General features: G+C 26.2%; 26 protein-coding genes. 7 read left to right on the forward strand and 19 right to left on the reverse strand.

Features of this window, described 5'->3' with window-relative positions; translation table 11 throughout:
• The first annotated feature begins 16 nt into the window (after positions 1–16).
• The gene (locus GQV94_RS04000; protein WP_325099646.1) at positions 17–139 is read left to right on the forward strand and encodes a DUF2972 domain-containing protein; all 123 of its coding nucleotides are present in this window, start codon (positions 17–19) and stop codon (positions 137–139) included.
• Here GQV94_RS04000 and GQV94_RS04005 read toward each other — a convergent pair.
• The 8 genes from GQV94_RS04005 to GQV94_RS04040 form a co-directional block, all read right to left on the reverse strand.
• The gene (locus tag GQV94_RS04005) at positions 128–2644 is read right to left on the reverse strand and encodes a CDP-glycerol glycerophosphotransferase family protein (RefSeq protein WP_200169749.1); all 2517 of its coding nucleotides are present in this window, start codon (positions 2642–2644) and stop codon (positions 128–130) included. The two genes, GQV94_RS04000 and GQV94_RS04005, sit on opposite strands and share 12 nt — an antisense overlap.
• A gap of 63 nt (positions 2645–2707) precedes the next feature.
• Positions 2708–3682 carry a galactosyltransferase-related protein gene (locus GQV94_RS04010; RefSeq protein ID WP_200169751.1) on the reverse strand — a complete coding sequence of 325 codons (975 nt, stop codon included), beginning with the start codon at positions 3680–3682 and terminating at the stop codon, positions 2708–2710.
• A complete protein-coding gene (locus tag GQV94_RS04015) occupies positions 3682–4632 on the reverse strand; it encodes a KpsF/GutQ family sugar-phosphate isomerase (RefSeq protein WP_200169753.1) in 951 nt (316 codons plus the stop codon). Before GQV94_RS04015 ends, GQV94_RS04010 begins: the two co-directional genes overlap by 1 nt.
• 8 nt (positions 4633–4640) lie before the next feature.
• Positions 4641–6296, reverse strand: coding sequence for a polysaccharide biosynthesis/export family protein (locus GQV94_RS04020; RefSeq protein ID WP_200169754.1), 1656 nt, complete (start codon positions 6294–6296; stop codon positions 4641–4643).
• A 1-nt stretch (position 6297) separates the two neighbouring features.
• The gene (locus tag GQV94_RS04025) at positions 6298–7416 is read right to left on the reverse strand and encodes a capsule biosynthesis protein (protein WP_200169756.1); all 1119 of its coding nucleotides are present in this window, start codon (positions 7414–7416) and stop codon (positions 6298–6300) included.
• A complete protein-coding gene (locus GQV94_RS04030; RefSeq protein ID WP_200169758.1) occupies positions 7416–8078 on the reverse strand; it encodes an ABC transporter ATP-binding protein in 663 nt (220 codons plus the stop codon). Before GQV94_RS04030 ends, GQV94_RS04025 begins: the two co-directional genes overlap by 1 nt.
• Entirely contained in the window at positions 8075–8857 is a 783-nt protein-coding gene (kpsM, locus tag GQV94_RS04035) for a capsule polysaccharide transporter KpsM (RefSeq protein ID WP_200169760.1), read from the reverse strand. Before kpsM ends, GQV94_RS04030 begins: the two co-directional genes overlap by 4 nt.
• A gap of 50 nt (positions 8858–8907) precedes the next feature.
• Positions 8908–9315 (reverse strand): hypothetical protein, encoded by a 408-nt coding sequence (locus GQV94_RS04040; protein ID WP_200169762.1) that lies wholly within the window; start codon positions 9313–9315, stop codon positions 8908–8910.
• A gap of 75 nt (positions 9316–9390) precedes the next feature.
• On the opposite strand from GQV94_RS04040, the gene ciaI reads away from it, so the two are divergent.
• Complete coding sequence (gene ciaI, locus GQV94_RS04045) at positions 9391–9954, forward strand: intracellular survival protein CiaI (RefSeq protein ID WP_200169764.1); 564 nt, start codon at positions 9391–9393, stop codon at positions 9952–9954.
• A 145-nt stretch (positions 9955–10099) separates the two neighbouring features.
• On the opposite strand, the gene GQV94_RS04050 is transcribed toward ciaI, so the two are convergent.
• The 4 genes from GQV94_RS04050 to GQV94_RS04065 all read right to left on the reverse strand — a co-directional run bounded on the left by GQV94_RS04050 (position 10100) and on the right by GQV94_RS04065 (position 11635).
• Positions 10100–10408 carry a hypothetical protein gene (locus GQV94_RS04050; protein WP_200169766.1) on the reverse strand — a complete coding sequence of 103 codons (309 nt, stop codon included), beginning with the start codon at positions 10406–10408 and terminating at the stop codon, positions 10100–10102.
• Between the two features lie 14 nt (positions 10409–10422).
• The gene (locus GQV94_RS04055) at positions 10423–10614 is read right to left on the reverse strand and encodes a hypothetical protein (RefSeq protein ID WP_200169768.1); all 192 of its coding nucleotides are present in this window, start codon (positions 10612–10614) and stop codon (positions 10423–10425) included.
• Between the two features lie 277 nt (positions 10615–10891).
• Positions 10892–11158, reverse strand: coding sequence for a hypothetical protein (locus tag GQV94_RS04060; protein WP_200169770.1), 267 nt, complete (start codon positions 11156–11158; stop codon positions 10892–10894).
• Between the two features lie 9 nt (positions 11159–11167).
• The gene (locus GQV94_RS04065; RefSeq protein ID WP_200169772.1) at positions 11168–11635 is read right to left on the reverse strand and encodes a hypothetical protein; all 468 of its coding nucleotides are present in this window, start codon (positions 11633–11635) and stop codon (positions 11168–11170) included.
• Between the two features lie 250 nt (positions 11636–11885).
• Here GQV94_RS04065 and dut point away from each other — a divergent pair, with 250 nt between their 5' ends.
• Both dut and GQV94_RS04075 read left to right on the forward strand, forming a co-directional pair.
• Positions 11886–12572, forward strand: a complete 687-nt coding sequence (dut, locus tag GQV94_RS04070) for a dUTPase (protein ID WP_200169774.1) — start codon at positions 11886–11888, stop codon at positions 12570–12572.
• Positions 12572–13285 (forward strand): EI24 domain-containing protein, encoded by a 714-nt coding sequence (locus GQV94_RS04075; protein WP_200169776.1) that lies wholly within the window; start codon positions 12572–12574, stop codon positions 13283–13285. Before dut ends, GQV94_RS04075 begins: the two co-directional genes overlap by 1 nt.
• Here GQV94_RS04075 and tilS read toward each other — a convergent pair.
• Positions 13262–14233: a tRNA lysidine(34) synthetase TilS gene (gene tilS, locus GQV94_RS04080; protein ID WP_200169777.1), complete on the reverse strand. Its 972-nt coding sequence runs from the start codon at positions 14231–14233 to the stop codon at positions 13262–13264. The two genes, GQV94_RS04075 and tilS, sit on opposite strands and share 24 nt — an antisense overlap.
• Complete coding sequence (rimO, locus tag GQV94_RS04085; protein WP_200169778.1) at positions 14223–15539, reverse strand: 30S ribosomal protein S12 methylthiotransferase RimO; 1317 nt, start codon at positions 15537–15539, stop codon at positions 14223–14225. The genes tilS and rimO overlap by 11 nt, the downstream gene beginning before the upstream one ends.
• A gap of 75 nt (positions 15540–15614) precedes the next feature.
• On the opposite strand from rimO, the gene GQV94_RS04090 reads away from it, so the two are divergent.
• The 3 genes from GQV94_RS04090 (at position 15615) to prfB (ending at position 18546) form a co-directional block, all read left to right on the forward strand.
• The gene (locus tag GQV94_RS04090; protein WP_200169779.1) at positions 15615–16175 is read left to right on the forward strand and encodes a hypothetical protein; all 561 of its coding nucleotides are present in this window, start codon (positions 15615–15617) and stop codon (positions 16173–16175) included.
• A 304-nt stretch (positions 16176–16479) separates the two neighbouring features.
• The gene (locus GQV94_RS07785) at positions 16480–17292 is read left to right on the forward strand and encodes a sugar transferase (protein WP_234126373.1); all 813 of its coding nucleotides are present in this window, start codon (positions 16480–16482) and stop codon (positions 17290–17292) included.
• 153 nt (positions 17293–17445) lie between these two features.
• Positions 17446–18546 carry a peptide chain release factor 2 gene (gene prfB / locus GQV94_RS04100; RefSeq protein ID WP_200169780.1) on the forward strand — a complete coding sequence of 367 codons (1101 nt, stop codon included), beginning with the start codon at positions 17446–17448 and terminating at the stop codon, positions 18544–18546.
• On the opposite strand, the gene mreC is transcribed toward prfB, so the two are convergent.
• Genes mreC through fabZ form a run of 5 tightly spaced genes read right to left on the reverse strand, consistent with a single transcriptional unit; the run spans position 18541 to position 22776 of the window.
• Entirely contained in the window at positions 18541–19290 is a 750-nt protein-coding gene (gene mreC, locus GQV94_RS04105; RefSeq protein ID WP_200169781.1) for a rod shape-determining protein MreC, read from the reverse strand. The genes prfB and mreC overlap by 6 nt on opposite strands.
• The gene (locus GQV94_RS04110; protein ID WP_131163032.1) at positions 19280–20320 is read right to left on the reverse strand and encodes a rod shape-determining protein; all 1041 of its coding nucleotides are present in this window, start codon (positions 20318–20320) and stop codon (positions 19280–19282) included. The genes mreC and GQV94_RS04110 overlap by 11 nt, the downstream gene beginning before the upstream one ends.
• Positions 20317–21552 carry an ATP-dependent Clp protease ATP-binding subunit ClpX gene (gene clpX, locus GQV94_RS04115; protein WP_200169782.1) on the reverse strand — a complete coding sequence of 412 codons (1236 nt, stop codon included), beginning with the start codon at positions 21550–21552 and terminating at the stop codon, positions 20317–20319. Before clpX ends, GQV94_RS04110 begins: the two co-directional genes overlap by 4 nt.
• Complete coding sequence (gene lpxA / locus GQV94_RS04120) at positions 21545–22339, reverse strand: acyl-ACP--UDP-N-acetylglucosamine O-acyltransferase (RefSeq protein ID WP_200169783.1); 795 nt, start codon at positions 22337–22339, stop codon at positions 21545–21547. Before lpxA ends, clpX begins: the two co-directional genes overlap by 8 nt.
• A complete protein-coding gene (gene fabZ / locus GQV94_RS04125) occupies positions 22336–22776 on the reverse strand; it encodes a 3-hydroxyacyl-ACP dehydratase FabZ (RefSeq protein WP_200169784.1) in 441 nt (146 codons plus the stop codon). The genes lpxA and fabZ overlap by 4 nt, the downstream gene beginning before the upstream one ends.
• Between the last annotated feature and the right edge of the window lie 51 nt (positions 22777–22827).

The raw sequence follows: 22827 nt of genomic DNA on the forward strand, positions 1-22827 counted from the left end.
TAAAAAAGATTTAAGAATAAAATTAAAAAGAATATTGGATGAAGATTTAACTTATGTTAAAGAGCATCATCCTAAGTATTTGCAAAAATGGAAGTATTATCAAGAATTTGAAAAAATGTGCAAAGAATTAGATAGATAAAATCGCTTGTACAACTTTTTCTGAAGAATTTAATCTAGAAATTAAAAAATTGTTTTTAAAACTATAGTTTTGCAACTTCATTTCTAACTCATATAGTAAATTATCCAAATTCAAAACCACGCTTCCAAAACCATCTCTATTATAATCAAAATAACCTTGAGTATATGTATGTCTAGAAAATAACTCATTTCTATCAAATTGATAATAAATCACAGGTTTTTTCAAAACAGCCATTTCAAAAGCTACGCTTGAATAATCCGTTATCATTAAAGATGACTCGCAAAAAAGCTTTTGCATACTTATTTCTATAGAAGGCATTATAATATAACTTGGCAAGTTAAAACCATCTAAATAAGGTCTAATTTGAGGATGAGGATTAAAAACAATTTTGTAGTCATATTTTTCATGTAATTTTTTCAATTTTTTACTATGCAAAAAAGAACCCCATCTATAAAAATACTCACTTTCATAAAATTTTGTATTAAATCTTCTTTTCATTAATTTTTTACTATAAGAACCTACTATATATTCTCTCCAAGTAGGCATAATAAGAATTTGCCTAGTATTTATTTGATTATTTTTAAGTAAAGCATCCCATCTGGGAAATCCTGTTAATTTTACTTCTTTAGGAGTAAAATTATAACGATTAAAATCTCCTGCTATAGAATCATACTCAGTTTGTATTCCAGTAATAAATAAATCAATTTTTCTTTGATTTAACCAAGAGGATAGATCATCTTTTGTGATTCCATGTTGTAAAAATACAAAATCTTTAGTCTTTAAAGTATTTTCCCCTAAAGCTTCAAAAAAATACCTATCAATATGAGATGAAATGAGTTTATCTGCTCTAAAAACCAGATATTTAAATTTAAAACTTTTTGGATCAACCAATTTAAAACCTTCTTTTTTAAGTCTTTTAAAATCATGAGAATTTTTTCTAAGAACAAAAGTAATATTTTGCTTAGGATGATTTTTCATAACATAACGATATAAATGCTCAGCATTATCATCAGCCCTAAAAGGCATATCCACAAAAAGCCATAATGATTTATTCTTAGCTCTTCTTTTCTTTAATTTTTTAATTTCATAAAAAATATCATAAAAAGTGCATTTTTTTTCTTGGTAGATTATATCAACCTCTTTATCATTAACAAAACAAATCATATTTTTAGCATTTATAAAAAATTTAAACCAAATTCTTTTTTCATAAATAAAAACTCGGTTTAAAAAATCATATTGTCTGATTTTTGAACAAATGATTTTAGCTGACTTATCATCAAAAAGTATTTTAACATCGTCATTAATATCTGCAGTATAAAATTTAATTAAAATTTCATCATTTTTATCATCCATTTGTTCGATAAAAATTTTATTTATAGGAACTTTTTCTTTTTTAAAACAGTGCAAAAACCCCATTTTATATAAAAATAAAAAAGGATTAAAATTAAATTGTATTATACTTTCACTATCGATAAAATGAAAAATTTGATCAAGCAAGTTAAGATATTTTTGAATTTCAACTTGTTTCATAAAAGATAATTTTTTAGGATAATTAACCACTTCTTGTACTTGCCAAAATAATTCATATAAAATAACATTTTGTATAAAAATAGGAATTTTATTTTGCTTTACTATTAAATTTAAGAGCTCTAAATATCCCTTTTCTAAAACTTCTAAATAATAAATTTTATTTTCATTTCTTTTATCTAAAGTAGAGCTTTTATCAAACCTTTTTCTATAAAAATACCTTGCATTTTTTAAAAATGCAGATTTTAGATTTAAATTATTAAACAAATAAATATTAATAAATTTTCCATCTTCAAAATTTAAAGTTAAGTTTTCATCAAAAAAAATGTCTTTAAGATAATTATATTTTAAAAAGCATGAAGCAGCTGAAAGTTGGATATTTTCATTTAATTTTATATTATCATAAATACTTTTTTGTGTTTTAAATTTAAAATTTAAAGCATGAGTATCTTTATATAAAATCTTTTTTTGCTCCCTATAAAAAATAATATTCGTAGCTACCATAGCTATATTATTTTGTTTTTTTAAAAAACTATCTACTTCATAAAAATAATCCTTATCTAAAAAATCATCAGGATCACTAAAACTCACCCAAGAAATTTGTAAGTTATTTTCTTCTATATATCTTAATCCTAAATTTCTTGCACTAGCTTGACCGCCATTTTCTTTATATACATAAATAATATTTTTAGGATATTTGTCTTGATATTTTTTAATAATTTTCGATGAATTGTCCGTTGATCCATCATCAACTAAAATAATTAAAATATTATTTTTAAAATCCAATCTTTGCTTAATCACAGACTTTAAAAAATCATCTAAGTACTTTTCTACATTATAAACTGCTGAAACTATGGCGTATTTATTACAGGCTTTGTATTTTTTAATTTTAAATTGTTTTAGAAAATTTTGCAAAGAAATCGATAAACTTTTAAAGAAAAAAAATATATTTTTTTTGTGTTTTACCTTCAAGAACATATTAAAATTAGCCTTTTTTAATTAAATATAAATTAATAAATTTTATACCAATTAATCCAATAATTATAATCTTCTTAAAAAAAGTAAAAATCCATCTAAACTCAAAAATCTTGGCTTATAACTGTCGAATAAAACTGCATATTTATCTATATCAACTCCATATTTTTGGCAAAGATTTTCATATAATGCTAATAAACTTTCGCTATTTTCTTGTAATTCTTCCTGAATTTGAATTTTTTCTTGTAAAAGCCTTGAGTTTTTATGATATTGTCTAAAATATTTTAAAAATTTATTTTTACTATGATATATATGAAAGACAAGTTTTTTTTCAAAAAAATATGGCAAAGAATTTAAGGCAAGATATTTTCTAAAACCTTGACTTAAGAGCGGAGCTTTATAAAACCGATTTAACATTAAATCTTTTGTAGGTTTTATATTTTTATGAAACAACGCTAGTTTAATCATAAACTCAAAATCTTCTCCTCCATGCCCTGTAAAATTTTCATCAAATCCACCAATAGCAATATAATCTTTTTTCTTCATAAAAATATTAGCACTAGGAATAGCAAGATGCAAATATAAATCTTTTTTAAAAGATATATATTTATCAAACATTTCTTCTCTATTTAATTTAGATATAACTCTTGAACCTTTTTTAGAAAGATATAAGCAAGGTAAAATAACAAACGGACTTTTATCATTTTTAATCTCATTAATACAATTATCACTTAGCTCTTTATCAAATAAACAATCCACATCCATAAGATAAATATAATCACAAGAACATTGCTCAACTGCTCTATTTCTAAGTAAACTTTGACATACTAATTTTGTATAGAAATTACCAGAAATAAGTTTAACATTATTTTTTCTTCTTATTATTATTTTAAGATATGTATCGAAAATACTATTTCTATCATTATGTCCAAAAACAACTTCTATATCATTGTTTATTTTGTTTAATATATTTTTTACTTTTTTTAATATATTAAATGGACGTATTTTTAAATCTATCGGTATAATAACACTATATTTCACTAAACATTTCCTATAGCATAAAGCTGAATAATTCCTACAACTTTTTCTTTTTTTCCAACTACAATTTCTTTAATTTTATATTTTAGCATAATCTCTTCTGCCTCACTTGCCATAGCATCTGCATCTACTAGTTTAGGATTTGTACTCATAATTTCCCTAGCTTTAAAATCAAATCTTGGCTTATCATTGGCTTTTAAAGCACGACGCAAATCTCCATCAGTGATAATACCAATAAGTTTTTCATTTTCTAATACTATACAAAGACCTAATTTTCCAGAAGTCATTACATTAACAAGATCATTAAATTCAGTTTCAGGATGAACTATAGGAAGATTATCTGAAACCATAAGATCCTTAACTTTTGTTAAAAGCTTGCGCCCCAAACTTCCACCTGGATGAAAAAGCGCAAAATCATCCGGTTTAAAATTTCTAGCTTTCATTAAAGCTGCCGCTAAGGCATCTCCCATAACTAAAGTTGCAGTTGTTGAAGACATAGGAGCAAGATTTAATGGGCAAGCTTCTTTGGTGATAGAAATATTTAAACAAATATCTCCTTGTTTGGCTAAAGTTGATTTTAAATTCCCACTCATTACTATAAGAGGAATTTTTCTTCTTTTTATCACAGGAATAATTTTTAAAAGCTCCTCAGTTTCTCCAGAATTTGAGATAGCAATCAAAATATCATCACAAGTAAGCATTCCTAAATCACCGTGTAAAGCTTCTCCAGGATGGATAAAAAAACTAGGTGTTCCAGTACTTGCAAAAGTTGCAGCTATTTTTGCTCCTATATGGCCTGATTTACCCATTCCACTGACAACACAACGTCCTTTAGTGTTTAATATAAGCTCAATTGCTTTAGTGAAATTATCGTCTAAGTTTTTAGATAAATGATTGATAGATTCTGCTTCTATTTTAAAAACTTCTTTAGCAATTTCAATACTATTTAACATTTTTTATCCTATATTTTTAATACAACATTAGTTGCAATAGCAATTTGATAAAGAATTTGAGTAAGCATACTAAAGATCTGTAAATTTTCACTTTCTATCTTAGGCAATACCAAAATAGAATCTCCTGCTTCAATTTTCATTCCACTATGATATTTTTCAGCCTTGCCATTAATTCTTATAACTAAAACTTTAGAAGTATCTGCTCTATCACTAAATCCACCTGCTTGATTTATATAAAATTTTAAATCTTCTTTTTTAGTATAAACAAATGCTCCTGGTAAAGATACTTCTCCTTGAACTATAATAAGATTATTTTTACTTGGAACATTTACAATATCTCCATCTTCTAAAGTGATAGTATCATAAGCTTTTACATCATCGACAACAATTTGTCCTCTAGGCTCTACTTGTTTTGCTCTTTGTATAAATTCTAAAATAGTTCTTGATTGTTGCGCACGTATAGCTGCACCTTGCGGGGTTACTGAAGTACTAGTTAAAGCTAAAGTTTCAAGTTCTTTAAGTTGGGCTTTAATAAGTTCTTTTTGTGTTCTAGCAACACTTTTTCTAAATATTTGCAAAGAATTTATATCTGATTGATTATTTGCTTTTATTAGTCTTGAAATATCTTTTAGTGTGGTTCCTCTTCTTACAACTAAAGTACCTAAACCATCATGCTCACCTCTTATAGATATACTAATATTTTGTGAAACATATTCTGGCTGAAATTCAACTTCATCCCCTGTTCTTAAAAGAACCTTTGAAAATTGCATTTTATTATAAGAATACACATCAAGTTTATGATCTTCTGCATAAGTTTTTACAATAGCATTGGTTACTATAGGTTTAGCTCCAGCAATTTTCGCTAAATCACTTAAGGTTTTAATATCATCTCCAAGTTCAAAACGAAAAGGCTTTTGAACATCTCCTCTTACAAAAGCATATTTTTGAACATTTCCAACTAAAATAACATCACCGCTTCTAAAAGGGAAAAGCTCCATTTTACCCTTTAATAAAAAATCATATAAATCTACATTTTTAATTACTTCATTATTTCTTAAAATTTGTATATTCCTAAAACTTCCGTATTCCAAATTTATACCTTGTGCTTTATCTAAATACTGAATAATAGAATCAGAACTTAAACCTTGATAAAGACCTGGAGCATTAACACTTCCTGTAACAAAAACGGAAACATTTTGATAAGCATTCATATCTGCATATACAAAAACATTGCTTTTATAAATATGATTTACTTTAGATTTAATTACAGAAACTAAAGCACTATTTTTTACCCCTAATAAATTAATTGCTCCTACTTTTGGAATAAAAATATTACCTTGAGAATCTACTATTAAAATTTGAGCAAATTCGACAGCACCCCAAATTTTTAAACTTATTTGATCTCCAACTGCAATTTTATAATCAGGATTATAAACTCTTTGGGCAAAATTCTTAAAATTTCCATTAAAAAGCTGTGCTCCAAATACAAGAGGAGGCATTTTGCGTTCTAGGATACTTGAGTTATTTTCTATATTTTGAGAATATGCTAAAGATGCATTTTGTTCAAAAATTGGAGTATTATTTTCACTTGCAACAATTTGAGATATATCTACCGCTGCAAAAGAAAAAATAAATGAAATAAGTAATATAAGTATTTTTTTCATCTTAATATTTATGCTCCTCTATAATCATTTTAATAAATTTAATTATTCCATATGCCAAAGATAAAACTATAAATGCTGTAACAATATCATAAATCCTTTCTGGATATTTAGCACTTTGAGGTTCGCTTGGATTTTGTATTACAACTAATTGTTTTATTTTTCTTAAAGCTTCTATCCTAGCACTCTCATAAGCTTTTAAGGCTGCTTTATAAGCCTCTTCTGCAAAACCTACTTCTATGGTTAAATCTTGAAATTTCGCTGCTAAGTCATTTAATTTTTTACTTGAAGTATTAGATGAAATCTTAGCTTGTTCTTTATTAAGTTGTTTTTTGATTGCTGCAATTTCAGCTTTTAAAGTAACAATTTCTGGGGCACTATCATTCATATAACTTTGCAAAGTTAAAAGCTTAGCTTCTTTTTGTGCTAAATTTGCTTCAATTTGCGCAATTAAACTTGCTTTGTTTTCAGCTTGTTTTAAAGGATCAAAAACTCCATATTGATTTTGAAAAGAAATCAAATCATTTTGAGCTTTTTGAAGCCTTTCTTTAAATTTGATTACTTCATTTTCTGCAAATATCATTTGTTCTCTTGCAGCTCTATGGGAAACTTCATTAACAAATTTTTCACTCTCTTCCATAATTGTTTTTGCAATCAAATAAGAAGATTGTGGGGTAAAACCTTCTACTTCAATATTTAAAAGACCTGTTTTATCATCTGTATAAATTTTTACGCGTTTTTGATAATATCTTAAAAAAGCTTCATTAGAAGTTGATTCCCATAATTTATAAAACAAATCTATATTTTGATCTGCATAAAGTTCTTTTATTTTAATCTTTTGCTCTAATAAATTAAGCATATCAGAAGAATAAATATAACCTTTTAGATATTTAATATCTTCATTTGATCCAGATGCATTAGAAAGTAAAGATAAAATTCCACTTGTTTGAATACTTCCACTACTTGTTGATCTTACATCAAAACTCATAGTTGTTACATAACGATTAGCTGCTATTAAGATATAATAAATTACAACAAAAATCATTAAAAACCAAACGATTTTAAAAGAATCAAATATACTTAAATCTTTAATTTTTTCAAATAAATTTTTCTTTTCTTCCATTAAGTTTTTCCTTGATAAACAGCTATACCTTCATCGATATCATCATAAACTGTAATTTTTCCATTTTTCATAAAAATAATTTTATCACACCATTGTTTAATTTCGGCAATATTATGAGAAACCATAATAACTTTAGATTGACTCAATTTCTCCCTATAAAGTTTTATACTTTTTTCTCTAAATTTAGGATCCCCAACTGCCCCAGCTTCATCAATTAAATAATAATCAAAGTCAAATGCCATACTAAGACCAAAAGCTATTCTAGCTTGCATACCAGAAGAATAAGTTCTCATAGGTTCATTGAAGAATCTTCCAAGTTCTGCAAATTCTTCTACGAATTGAATTTTTTCTTTAAGTTTTTCACCCTTATAGCCATAAACTCTTGCTACAAATTTGACATTATCTCTAGCGGTTAAAGAGCCTTGAAAAGCACCATTTAAACCTAAGGGCCAAGATAATTTTTTATTTGTTATAATTTTTCCGCTATCTGGAAGTTCAGAACCACTTAAAAGTCTCATAAGTGTTGATTTGCCAGCACCATTATAGCCCATTAAACCAATACTACAATTTTCAGGAAATTCAAAGGTAAATTCTTTAAAGATATAATGTCTTTGACCATTAAACAAAGGATAAGATTTGGTTAAATTTATGAGTTTTATCATTGTCTTTTAACCGCTACTAAAGCTTGCCTATTGTAATAATAAAAAAATAGACCTATAAAAAGTACGATAGTTATACAAAAAACAGGATATGCATAATTACAATCTTCATATAAAGGATAATTATCAAAAAAATTATATCTTAAAAGTTCCATAATATGGAGCAAAGGATTATAATAAAATATTTCAAGCAAAGGTTTAGGCATAAGCCAAGTAGGAAAAATAATACCCGAAGTCCAATAAAAAACAATACTAAAATAAGTAAGTAAGGTTCTTAAGGGTTCAAAAAAATGATGAATAATTGCAAAGCAAATTCCTAATGCAAAGCCTGAACACATCAATAAAAAAATACAAAATATAACATCTAATAAGTGTCTTGGCAAAACATTTAAATGAAAAAACCAACCGGTAAAAAACAATACAACTATAAAAATTACAAAATAAATACAAAATTCAAGTAAAGTTCTGGTAATAAATACATGAATTGGTTTTACAGGCTTATAAGCAAATAAAGCTAAATTTGCCCCTACGCCATTCATAAGTTGATTAGCTATACTTCTAAACATAAAAAATGGCATAATACCAGAAATTAAAAACATAAAAATAGAAATTCCTTCTGGCATTACTTGATGATGGTATTCCCTAATAATAGTTCCAATTATTGTAATAACCAAAATAACAGACATAGGCTCACCTACAACCCAAATATATCCCAAATGTCTATTTGCACCAAATCTTGTTTTTAACTCTCTAAAAAAAAGAGCATAAATAACATTTAACATTTATTTCTTCTCTTTGTAAATTTTAAAAATTATAATATATTTTTTGTTAATCAATTTCTTTGAAATTCAATTTTTTGATTTAACATTAAAGTATTATCTGTAAATTTAGCCCATAAAATACATAAAGCATAAATTTTTATATCTTTTTGAAATTTTACAAAAGGAAATTTGTGATAATAAAGCTTTTCTTGCTCCTTAGTAGCATCCATAAATTTAGCTTTTATTTGAACCCCTTTCAATAAAGCAATTTTTTTACCTTGATAAACATTGACTGCTATACAAGGATTAATAATAGAAAGTTTTACATGCTTAGTATTTTTATCAGAAGCGATAATAAAAGAAAAATGTAAAATATCAAAAATATAAAAAGCGTTAGCAATATAAACCTCATTGCGATCTTGCATTGCAAAGCTTAAAATTTCATTATTTTGTAAAAAATTTATAATTCTTTGATCCATAAGAAATTATACTACAATAAATTTAAAAAAATCCGATCTAATATTATATATCATTCATTAATAAAGGAGTTCAAAATGGAACTTAGTGCAAGTCAAAGTCAAAATTTTTCTATGGATTATACGACAAAAAGTGGTAAACATCTTGCTTTTTCTATGTATGATAATCAAAGTTTAAATTATAACAATAACGAAGAAGGTAAAAATTTAAATTTAAAGCATCAATATGGTTTTAGTTTTAGTTTTGAAGGATCAAAACTCACTCAAAATGATTTAAATGAAATTAAAGATGCTATGAAAGAAGTTGAACCAATGATACAAGATTTTTTAAGTAAGAGTAAAGTAGGAGAACTAAATCCTAAAGAACTCATTACTAGTGCAATGCAAATGGCAAATGTCTTACCAACTCCAAATGATGAAAATCACCAAAATGCTATTATGAATAATTTTACCAATAAATTGCAAAATTTACTCACCAAAAACCAAACTTCGAATATAGATACCAACACTTCTATGCTTGAAGATAGTAAAAAATTATTAGATGAAGTTTTAGAACAAATGAAAAAGCAACTTGAAAAACAACAAGAAATAGCTAAAGAAAATGAAAATAATGCAGAAAATAATCTTAATATTTATGCTTAAAATTACTCTTGCCTTAAGGTAAGAGTTTGATAGTTTAAAATATTAAATATTTTTTAATCCTATATCTAAAATTTGCAAAAATTTCTAAATTTAATTAACGATAACTTAAATATTATAAATTTTCTTTAAATTCTTTCGCTCCTCTTTATTTATATTTATATTCTTTCGCAATTTTTTTAAGCTCTTTTATAAAAATAAAATATCCACCTTTATACCACATTCTTTGAGCCTTAATTAAAGCATAACCTATTTTATAATAAGGATGAGCTTTTATAAATTTTAAAGCACTTTCATAATCTTTATAAGAAGACAAAGGATTATCGTGTTTAAATTTATCTTTTTTAAATTGTAAATAAATCATTAATAAATCTAAAGGATTTTTAAGTAAAGTTTTCAAAGTAAAAGAATTTTTTACCATAGTTTCACCCAATTTATAACTTAAATGATTTTTCATTAAAAACTCAGCACCTAATTTTTTTCAAAATTAAAAGGAGTTTGAAATTTATCTTTAATTTCTTTAAAATAAAATTCAAAAAGTTCGTTGCATCCTAAATTTAAAGCGATTGAACTTGCAATGTAATCAATATTTTCAAAACCTTTTTTAGCATACTCAAAAAAATAATCGAATATAAAATCACAATAATATCTTGATATTGCCACAAAATAAAGTCTCTAAAAATACATTTTTTCTTTGTGTAAGTAAATTTTCAATATACTCGTTTGCTTCTTTAATTTGCTTTTCTTTAAATAGAATTTCTATCCATAAAAGATGAAAAGTGTCGTTATTTGGATTATAAAAATGGGCTTTTTTAAGCCAAGATTTTATCTCTTCTAAAGGTTTTTTTAAAATTTTAGCAAGTCTAAAACCATGAAAACAAACAAAAGATTTAAAGGGATGGACATTGATTTGTTCTAAATATTTTTGAATAATTTTATATTAATCTTCATCGCCAAAATACTCATAAATTCCAATATCTTCTTTATATTTACCAGTTAAAACAGCTAAATTTGCATAACCTGATGTTTTAGTATAATAAATCTTATCAGACCAAGACATTAAAGCATTTTCATATAAAGCCTTATAAACATAATCTTTCTTATTACATAAATCTATAGAAAAAAATAATTTCTTTTTTTGCTTTTCATTAAGATTTAATAAATTTTGGAATTTTGTTTTTAAAACACTCCAATAAAGATAAATCATCACTCAAAACTATAATGGCATTATTTGTTTTAATTCTTTATTAATGATTTTTATGGCAAGTGTAAAGTTAAGAGCTCTTGCAAAAATATTAGGTCTTATAATTTGTTTTTGAAATTTATTTAAAAAAATAGCATCTCCTACCCTTATATGCAAAGAACAAAGCTGTCTATCATCGATACTTTTCTTTAAATTAACAATTTTTTCTTCAGCTTCTTTTAAAATTTCTTTTATTTTAGGAGTAAAATCGAGCTTTTGCCAGATTTTAATTAAACTTGCTTTATATTCTTTAGTATCTAAATCATTAAAAATTGTATCTAAACGCTTTTGTGTCATATGAATAGGAAAATTTAAAACTTTTGCATCTTTTAAAAAATTTATACTTTTTCTTTTGAGTTTGCCAAATTCATCCATACGAGTTTCAAAAATACCATTATAAGAATATTTTTGTATAAATTCTTTAGAAAAAATTTCATTCACGCTAGGAACAATAACTGGCGCTAATTTATTTTTAGCTACTTCAGTTTCACTGGCATTTAAAGGATGTCACACTAAACCAAAATTAAAATTAAAATATTTAGAAAGATAAATTGCATTTAAAATAGCTCTTAATCTTTCTCCTAATCCATCATCCCTTGAAGCTAAAATTAACTCTTTTTGCATTATTTACTTTCAAAAATTTAAAATATATTTTTTAGTATAATTATATAAAAATTTAAGAAAGAAAACTATGCAAACAATAGAAATACTAAAAAATATGTTAGAACTTCAACAAAAATTAAATGATGAGACAAATGGTATTGGATGGGAAAACGGTTATACAAAAGAAGGCAAGCTTATAAGCTGGAGGCGTTGTATTTATATGGAATGCGCAGAACTTATAGATTCTTTTGCTTGGAAACATTGGAAAAATATTAGCTCATCAACTGACTGGGATAATGTTCGCATTGAATTAGTAGATATTTGGCATTTTATTCTTAGTCTTTTGCTTGAAAAATATAAAAACGATAAAAATTATAACAATATTGCTATAGAAATTAGCTCTATAAGTATTTTTCAAGACTTTTCTAAAGAAAAGATGAAACCTAATGAAAGTGATACTTATAATATTTTAAATGACATTGAATTGCTGATTCATGAGTGCAGTGGTTTTAATCTACGTTTATATACTCTTTTATCAAATTATTTTGCTTTAGCTATTAAATGTGGTTTAAATTTAGAAAGTCTTTATAAAACTTATATAGGCAAAAACATTTTAAATATCTTTAGACAAGAACACGGCTATAAAGAAGGAAATTATAAAAAAAAATGGAATGGTAAAGAAGATAATGAAATTTTAAATGAAATTTTAGAGAATAATTTTGATTATAAAGAAATCTACCAAAGTCTTGAACAATACTATAAAAAAGTCAAATAATGCTCATTTTTAAACTTGCCTTAAAAGATTTTTTAAGTATTAAATTTTTAAAATACGCTTTTATTCCGCTTCTTTTTAGTTTTTTATTTGTAAGTATTTTAGTTATTTTTGGATTTTCATTCTTATTTAATTATTTTAATACCTTATTTAGCATAGATGAAAATTCTTTTTGGGCATGGCTTTATGCTTTTCATTTTATGCAAATTATTATAGCAATTATAAGTATTTTATTTTCTAGTCTTGTTATTATTTTTGCTTCTGTTTTTTTGGCACTTTTTATCACATCTTTTTTAACGCCTTTTATTGTTAAAGAAATCAACTCGAAACATTATCACCATGAAATAAAAAATGAAATTCCTTTTATAAAAATCATTTTTGAATTTTTAAAAATATTTCTAAAATTTATAGCATTTTTTGTGCTATGTACTCTTTTTTTATTTTTACCTTTTATAAATCTTTTTATTTATTATCTTGTATTTTATTATCTCTTTCATAAGCTTTTAATGCTAGATGTTACAAGCTTTGTTTTGGACAGGGAAAATTTTAATCTTTTTCAAAATAAATTCTCTCCTTTAGAGTTTAAATTCAGCACACTTTGTTTTTATTTGCTTTCAACTTTACCGCTTCTGGGTATATTTTTACAAGTTTTCTTTATAATTTTTCTTACTCATCTAAGCTATCAAAGAATTTTAAACTTGCAAAATAAAATCTGAAGGGCTTATATGATGATTATATAAATAAGCTCTTAAAAGTCTTGGAATTTTTAAAATTCTACATTCTTCTTTAAATTTTTTAGGCAATTTTTCACAAACCTCATATTTAAATACAATAGCTTTTTCATTTTTATAAACTATAGCTATTTTTCCACTTAAAACACAATCATTCTTTAAAGCTTCTTTTCTTTGAGCCGCACTTAAAACAATACCTTGAATTTTTACAGTCTTTGCAATATAGCCTTCATCTTTTGGACAAATTAAAAGATCTTTAAATTCTTTAATTTTTTTTATATCAAAAAGTTTTTCTTTATCTTTTTGAAGATATCGAAAACTTTTTTCTAAGCCTTTTTCAAATTCTTTTGCAAAATTATTTGAAAAATACTTTCTAATATAATTTCTAAAATATTTTTCATTTTCATTACTCTCATCATTAAAATATTTTATATTTTCTTTATTTAAAAAATTTAAAATTTTATTCTTAGAAATAAAAAGCAAAGGACGTATAAGATTATAATTTTTACATTTTTCAAATTCACTCATCCCTAAAAGCTCTACCACTCCTGCCCCACGCGAAAGTTGCATTAAAAACCATTCTAATTGATCATTTAAATGATGGGCTAAAATAAGATTATCGTAATGATATTTAAAACAAATTTTTTCAAAGAAATCATAACGAAAAGCTCTTGCATTTTTTTCAAAATTATTTTTAAAACAAGGGGCTGAAATGGTAAAAATTTGTTTATTAAATTTAAAAGCAAGTTTTTTAGCTTCATCTTCTTCTAAATCGCTATTTTTTCTTGTTTTATAATTGATCATAGCAAGATCAAATTCAATTTTTTCTTGTATTAAAAAATAAAAAAGTGCCGTAGAATCACTTCCATAAGAAAAAGCTAATAAATTTTTACCTTTCCTTAAAAATTCTAAAATTTCTTTTTTAATTTGCATATTTTCTTAAGGCTTTTGCAATAAGTTTTTTATCAACACTTTGTAAAATTTCACACTCATAAATTTGTCCCATTTCTAAATTTCCACATTCACTTTCATTGATAAGAATTTCTCCATCAATTTCTCTATCCCATCTTAAATCTTTTCCAGCAATAAAAAATTCACCTTCGCTACTTTCTCCTGTACAAACTGCTAAACGTCTCTTGCCTACTTCTTTTTTAAAACTCTCATTTATCACTTTATCTACAATTTTTTCTATTTTTTTAAGTCTTGAATTTATAGTTTTAAAAGGAATTTGTTTCATATTAAAAGCTGCAGTATCTTCTTCTTTAGAATAAGCAAAAACACTTATTCTATCAAAACCAAAATCTTTTACAAATTCACAAAGCTCATTAAAATCTTCATCGCTTTCACCAGGATGTCCCACAATAAAACCTGTCCTTAAAAAGCTATCTTTGGCATTTCTCATTAAATTTAATATTTCTTTAAGTTTTTCAGAATTCATTCCTCTTTTCATAATTTTAAGCATATTATCGCTAATATGTTGTAATGGCATATCAAAATAATTCACAAAAATCTTAGAGTCAATAATGCGTTGTATTAAAGTTTTGCTAACACTTGTAGGATAAAGATATAAAATTCTAGCTGCTTTCACACCTTCTATCTTTTCTATCTCATCAATCAATTGAATAAGTCCATCTTTTTGCCCTTTATCATATAAATATGAGCTTGTATCTTGAGCAATAAAAGAAAAATCTTTATAACCATTTTTTACTAGATCTTTAACTTCATTTACTATACTTGAAATTTCGCGTGATTTTAACTTGCCCTTAAAAGTTGGGATAGCACAAAAAGAGCAATTTTGATTACATCCTTCGGCGATTTTTATGAAAGCATGTGAATTTGATCCTGTGATAATACGCTTAGAATTTTCACTCTGCAAATAAGTTGAACTTGAAAATAAATTTATTTTTTTAAGTATCATCTCATCAATTTTTTCATAATCACCCACGCCTGTAAAAAGATCAACTTCTGGAAGCTCTTTCATAAGCTCTTGACGGTAACGTTGCATCAAACAACCTGTAACTACTAAGAGTGAATTTTCTTTTCTTTGTTCGTGTAAATTTAAAATAGCTTCAATACTTTCTTTTTTAGCGCTTTCAATAAAACCACAAGTATTGACAATTATTACATCTGCTTTATTTGGCTCATCACAAATTTCATACTCGCTTAAACGACCTAGCATAATTTCACTATCAACTAAATTTTTATTACAACCTAGAGATAAAAGATAAAGTTTTGGCATTTTCCCTACTTTTATTTTTTTTTTTTTTGATATAATCCGAAGCCAAAATTATATCAAAGATTAGTGAGAAATTTAATGCTAAATAAAAATATAGTTTTACTTGGTGGCAGTGCTTTTGTAATGGTTAATGGTATTCAAGTAGGTTTAAGAAAAAAAGGATTTAAAGTAACCAATCTTGCTCTTGGAGGAACTTCAGCTTTACAAAACCTTTATGAATTAAAAAGGAATTATGAAATTTTAAAAAACGCTAATTTAGTCATAACTACTTCTAATGTTAATGATATAGGATTATATAATGATATAAACAGATTAAAATATTCTTTTGAAATTATTAATTGGTTTTATAAAGAGCTTTTTTATTTAAATAAAAAAATTATAGTTTTTATAAGCCCCATCTCACTCCCCTCTTTTAATAACATATGTATAAAAAGCATTAATAATTTTCATAAAAAACTAGCTAATAAATATGGTTTTAATGTTATAGATTTACAAGAATTCTATATTAAAACCAATTTACTTTATACTTTTCAAGCTTTAAGAGATGGCGGTGCTCATGATTTTGATTTTGTTATGAGAACTTTAGGAGAAAATATAGCAAATAACTTTCATAAGTTTTTAGAACCTAAAAAAAATTAATTTTTCTTATGATAATCCTACTTTTAAAATTATTAAAGCTAAATATTTTAGCAAAAAGCTTTCTAAAGAGTGCTTCATCAAAGAAAATTCAAGCTTTAAAGAAGAATGTTTATTTATAGATTACAATGATGAATTAGAAATTGATCAAAAATATAATGATTATAAAATTATAGGGATTCATTTTTGGGATTCTAAAGGTAAATTTAAATTTATAAATAAAAAAGAAACAGAATGGGGAATTAACTTTTCTCATCTTGGTTTTACTAATTTTACTCACTTTGATGATTTAAGCATAAAACCTAATATGAAATTTAAGCCACTTTTAAATTCTAGTATGAATTTTATTAGTTTTTTTCTTATCAAAAATGATTATTCTTCTTGTTCTCAAAAGATAAATTTTGAAGCCTTGTCTAATGAAAAAATAATAATAGATAAAGAATATGATTTTAACCATTTAATCCCACCTATAAAATTTTATAAAGAAATTATTGATGAGTATTGTGCCATAATGGATCCAAGAAAACTAACCCCTTTACAAAACCAAATCAAAGAAAAAGATAACACTATCTCTACTTTAAATCAAGAAAAAATAATTTTACAAAACGAGCTTAATTCTCTACCTATTAAAAAACAAAACTTAGAATTAGCCAATCTAGAACAAGATTTAATCTTTAAAAAATTACAAAATAAGAAGTTGGCTAAACAAATGGGTATAAAATTAAATACTATAATACCTAAACTAACTATGATAAATCCAAATTCAGCTAAAGCAAGAATTCATAATCATTTATCTTATAAATTAGGGCAAGCTTTAATAGAAAATTCAAAAAGTGTATTTGGATATATAAGAATGCCTTTTATTTTATCTTATATAGCGGATAAACACAAACTTGAACAAAAAATATATAAAGAAAAAATAAAACAAAACTCAAGCTTTACTTTACCACCATTGGAAACTTATCCTGATTATAATGAAGCTTTAAAAGAAAAAGAATGTTTTACTTATAAATTAGGTGAAGCTTTTATAAAAGCTAGAAAAAATTGGTATGGGGGGGGGTATATCAAATTTATATTCCAAGATGTGCCTAGGTTGAAAAAGGAGTTTGGAAAAAGCTAAAATTAGATAATTTACTTATCTAATAATCCTATCAATTTATACTTAAGTATTTAACATAACGCTTAAAATTTTATAAATCTTTAAAATTAAAATAAAATTTTTAATTTTTTGATAAAATTATAAAAATTTTTATAAATATAAAGAAAGAATTTTATGGATAATTATGAATTTAATGAGCTTATTAAAACTCTTAAAAATAAAGTTAATAATATCGCCTCTATTATAAAACCACACGATATAGAAAAACGCTTAAAAGAAATAGAAGAATTAGAAAATTCTCCAAGTTTTTGGAGTGATGTTAAACAAGCAGGTGTTATAGGTAAGGAAAAGACAAAAATCTCTAATCTTTTAAAAAACTATGAAAATGCCTTCAATGCAGTTAATGATGCTAGCGAACTTTTTGATTTAGCCAATGATGAAAATGATGAACAAATTTTAAAATCTTTATTTGATGATGCCTCAAAACTAGAAGATACTATCACTAGTCTTGAAATTTCTATGCTTTTAAGTGGAGAAAATGATAGTAAAAATGCAATAGTTTCTATACATCCAGGAGCTGGTGGAACAGAAAGTAATGATTGGGCAAGTATGCTTTATAGAATGTATTTAAGATTTTGCGAAAGAGAAGGCTTTAAAGTTGAAACTTTAGATTTTCAAGAAGGTGATGAAGCAGGACTTAAAGATGTTAGTTTTTTAGTTAAGGGTGAAAATGCTTATGGCTATTTAAAAGCTGAAAATGGAATTCATCGTTTAGTAAGAACTTCTCCTTTTGATAGTGCAGGACGTCGTCATACTAGTTTTTCAAGTGTTATGGTAAGCCCTGAACTTGATGATGATATTGAAATTGAAATTGAAGAAAAAGACATAAGAATTGATTATTATAGAGCAAGTGGAGCTGGTGGTCAACACGTTAATAAAACAGAATCAGCTGTAAGAATAACTCATATGCCAAGCGGAATTGTAGTGCAATGTCAAAATGATAGAAGCCAACATAAAAATAAAGCCACTGCTTTTAAAATGTTAAAATCAAGACTTTATGAATTAGAACTTATGAAACAACAAGATGCTAATAATACAAATGAAAAAAGTGAAATTGGTTGGGGGCATCAAATAAGATCTTATGTACTTTTTCCTTATCAACAAGTCAAAGATAACCGATCTAATGAAGCTTTTTCTCAAGTTGATAATATCTTAGATGGAGATATTAAAAAAATGATAGAAGGTGTTTTAATTGCTTTAAAAAATCAATCATAAATTATCAACTATATAAAAATATGCTGGGATATTTATCTTAGCATATGGATCTATCTCGGCACTTTTATACATATCCTCATCATTAATTTTTGTAATAACACCGACTGGAATTCCGGCAAAAAATACACCATCAAGACCACTTGTTAAAATTTCATCACCTACTTGGATTTTAGCCCATTTGGGAATAAAATTAACATAAGTTTTACCGCCACGACCTTGAATCAAACCGGGGGCTTTATCTTTTCCAATATAAACTGAAAAAACACATTGACTGTCACCTTGCAATAAAGCCATAGCACGTCCATCTTTATAGATAGAAATACCTGCGGTAAATCCCTTATAAATAAGTCCTCTATTTTTACTTTCATAATTCTTTACTAAATCAAGCCATACTCTTTTATAATCATTAATTTGAACGTAAGATATGGCTCTTACTAAAGAAATTCTTGGAAAATATTGAGTTGAATTTCTATCTTCTAAAAGGCGATTTAGTTCATTAGCAAAAGTGGTAGCTAAAATACTTGAATTTTCAAGCTCTTGATTTCTTTTTTTTAAATAAGAAATCTGCTCTGCTTGATTAAAATGTTTTGAAATATTATTATAAACGTATTCTTTAATATTATAAAAATTTCCAATTACTAAATCATTAATCCAAAGGACATTCTTTTTTATTATCCCTCCATAATAAAAAGAAATAAAAACCAAAAAAGCTAAAATTAAAATATAACGAATTCTACTCTTCATTAGTTAGCTGTTGCAATAATGAAATTTCCTCTAAAGCCTTTCCTGTTCCTTTTGCTACCGCTAAAAGAGGTTCATCAGCTATATAAACTGGAAGACGAACAATTTCACTTAAATACTTATCAAGTCCTCGAATAAGCGCACCTCCTCCTGTTAAAACAACTCCATTTTCAACAATATCTGAAGCTAAATCAGGTGGCATCATTTCAAGTACCATTTTTAAAGCATCTGCAATTTCTTTAAGTTGTTCTTTTATAGCTTCTCTTACATCTTCGCTTGTAAGCTCAATACGACTTAACAAACCACTTACCTGATCACGTCCTTTAACAACCATTGATAATTCTTTCATAAGTTGAATAGCTGATCCTATAGTGATTTTAATCTCTTCTCCGGTTCTTTCGCCTATTATTAAATTATATTTTTCCTTAACATAATTTACTATGCTCATATCTAGCTTATCTCCAGCGGTGCGAATAGACTTTGAAATAACAAGCCCACCTAAAGAAATAACTCCTATTTCAGTAGTTCCCCCGCCTATATCTACAACTAAATTTCCCTTTGGTTCTTGTATAGGTAAATTCGCTCCAATAGCTGCTGCCATTGGCTCTTCGATCAAAAATACTTCTCTAGCACCAGCACTTAAAGCACTTTCTCTAACAGCTTTTCTTTCAACTTGAGTTAAGCCATAAGGAACTGAAATAATAATTCTAGGACGCAAAAAAGATTTTCTACGATGTGTTTTTTCTATAAAATAACGAATCATTTTTTCTGTCATATCAAAATCAGCTATAACACCATCTTTCATAGGACGAATGGCTTCTATATTACCTGGGGTTTTTCCCACCATATCTTTAGCTTCTTTTCCTACAGCTAAAATTTTAGCTTTGCTTCCGTATCTTTCACGCTCAACTGCTACTACAGAAGGTTCATTAATTACTATGCCCTTATCCTTAACTAACACTAAAGTATTAGCTGTACCCAAATCTATCCCCATATCACTAGAAAAAAATCCTATAAGTTGATCAAGTATCATTCTTTTCCTTTATTATCTGTTTTTTTAATAAATAAAGCCTTTTCATTATCACAAACTACACCTTTTGTAATAATAATGTCATAATTTTTATATTCAGGAAGCTCAAACATTAAATCAGTCATTATTTCTTCTATAATACTTCTAAGTCCTCTTGCTCCAGTTTTTCTTTCTAAAGCTAATTGTGCTATTGCTCTTATAGCATCTTCTTCAAATTTTAATCTTACCCCATCAATTGCAAAAAGCTTTTGATATTGTTTTATAATGGCATTTTTAGGTTCAGTTAAAATTCTTATCATATCCTCTTCGTTTAATTCATTTAAAGAAGCAATCACATGCAAACGTCCTATAAGCTCCGGTATAAGCCCAAAATGCACAAGATCATCAGGCTCAATTTTTTCCATTAGATTTTTATCTTTTTCTTTTTTATCATCAAAAAAACCAACAATTTTATCACCCAATTTTCTTTTGAGTATAGTTTCTATTCCATCAAAGGCTCCACCACAAACAAATAGGATATTAGAAGTATCTATTTGAATAAAATCTTGATTCGGGTGTTTTCTACCACCTTTTGGAGGAATATTAACCAAAGAACCCTCAATGATTTTAAGCAAAGCTTGCTGCACCCCTTCTCCACTTACATCACGTGTAATTGACCTATTCTCACTCATCCTTGCAATTTTATCAATTTCATCAATAAATACTATGCCTTTTTGAGCACGTTCTACATCACCATCAGCAGCTTGTAATAATCTAGTTAAAATATTTTCAACATCTTCTCCAACATATCCTGCTTCAGTTAAAGAAGTAGCATCGCAAATAGCTATAGGAACATCTAAAAATCTTGCCAAAGTTTGAGCAAGTAAAGTTTTACCACTTCCAGTAGGACCTATCAATAAAATATTTGACTTGAATAATTCTGTATCATCCTCGCTTAAATGTGTTTTAAAAAGTCTTTTGTAATGATTATAAACTCCAACACTAAAAACTTTTTTAGCTCTTTCTTGTCCTATAACATAGCGATCAAGATAAGCTTTTAATTCTTTTGGAGTTAAATCTTTAAAATGATTATCTTCTTTTTGATTTACTTCTTTTAAATTTTTTTCTTCACCAAAAATTAAAGTATAAGCTCCTTCAACGCAATATTCACAAATAAAAGCATCACCATGCTCATTTGAAATTATTCTTCTTTGCGAATTCTCTACCTCATCACAAAAACTACATTTTTTAGCCATTATTTTTCCTTTTATAAATAGGTATCCCTCGCTTTGTTTCTAAAATAAATTGACACATTTTATTTACATTTTCACTTAAATTTTTTTCTAGCAATTCTTGGGCATTTTCTTTAATATTGCCTTTATTAAATAAAAATTTATAAGCTTTATTTAATCTTTCTACTTCATCTTTATCAAAACGTCTTCTAATTCCTACTAAATTAAGACTTCTAATGCTTGCACGATTGCCTTCAGCTAAACAAAAAGGAACTATATCTTGAGAAAGTGCCGATGCACCAGCTATCATGCAACCTTCTCCAACTTTAACAAATTGATGTATAGGAGTTAATCCGCCAACGATAACATAATCACCTAATTCAACATGTCCTGCTAAAGTTGCATTATTAGCTAAAATAATATTATTGCCTAAAATACAATCATGTGCAATATGGCAATAAGCCATAATAAAAGCATTATCTCCTATGGTTGTAAATCCATTTGCTTTTTGTGTTCCTGAATTTATTGTCACAAATTCTCTAATAATTGAATTTTTACCTATATTTACACCACTTATAATTTCATCTTTTTTATAAGAAATATCTTGAGGAATATCTCCTACAATAGCATAAGAAAAAATAGTAGAATTATTTCCTATACTTGTATGAGCTAAAACTCTTGCTCCTTGTTTTATGGTGACATTATTGCCTAATTTTACATTTTTTCCTATATAAGCATAAGGCTCTATAACAACATTTTCACCTAAAATAGCCCCTTGCTCAATGACTGCACTTGGATGAATATTTTTCATTTATCAATTATCATCGCTTTAAGTTCTGCTTCTGCAACTAATGCACCATCTACAAAAGCTTTTCCTTGAAAAATCCATAAATTTCCACGATTTTTTACAACACTCATTTCATAATCAAGTCTATCTCCAGGGCGCACTGGATTTCTAAATTTTGCTTTATCTATACCAGTAAAATACACTACTTTACTTTTAGGATCAACCTTATCTTCCATACTTTCAAAAGCTAAAACTCCTCCAGTTTGTGCCATACCCTCTAAAATTAATACTCCTGGATAAATAGGATGATCTGGAAAATGTCCTAAAAAAACTGGATCACTAATGCTAATATTCTTATAGCCTCTAACTACTTGTGATTTTTGAAGATCAATAATTTTATCTACTAGCAAAAAAGGATAACGATGGGGTAAAATTTCTTGAATTTGTGATACATTTATCATTAAAAGCCTTCAATAATTATTATATTTATAAAAAACGAAATTCTACAAAAA

It is taken from the genome of Campylobacter sp. TTU_617 (assembly GCF_016599045.1).
GTDB lineage: Bacteria > Campylobacterota > Campylobacteria > Campylobacterales > Campylobacteraceae > Campylobacter_D.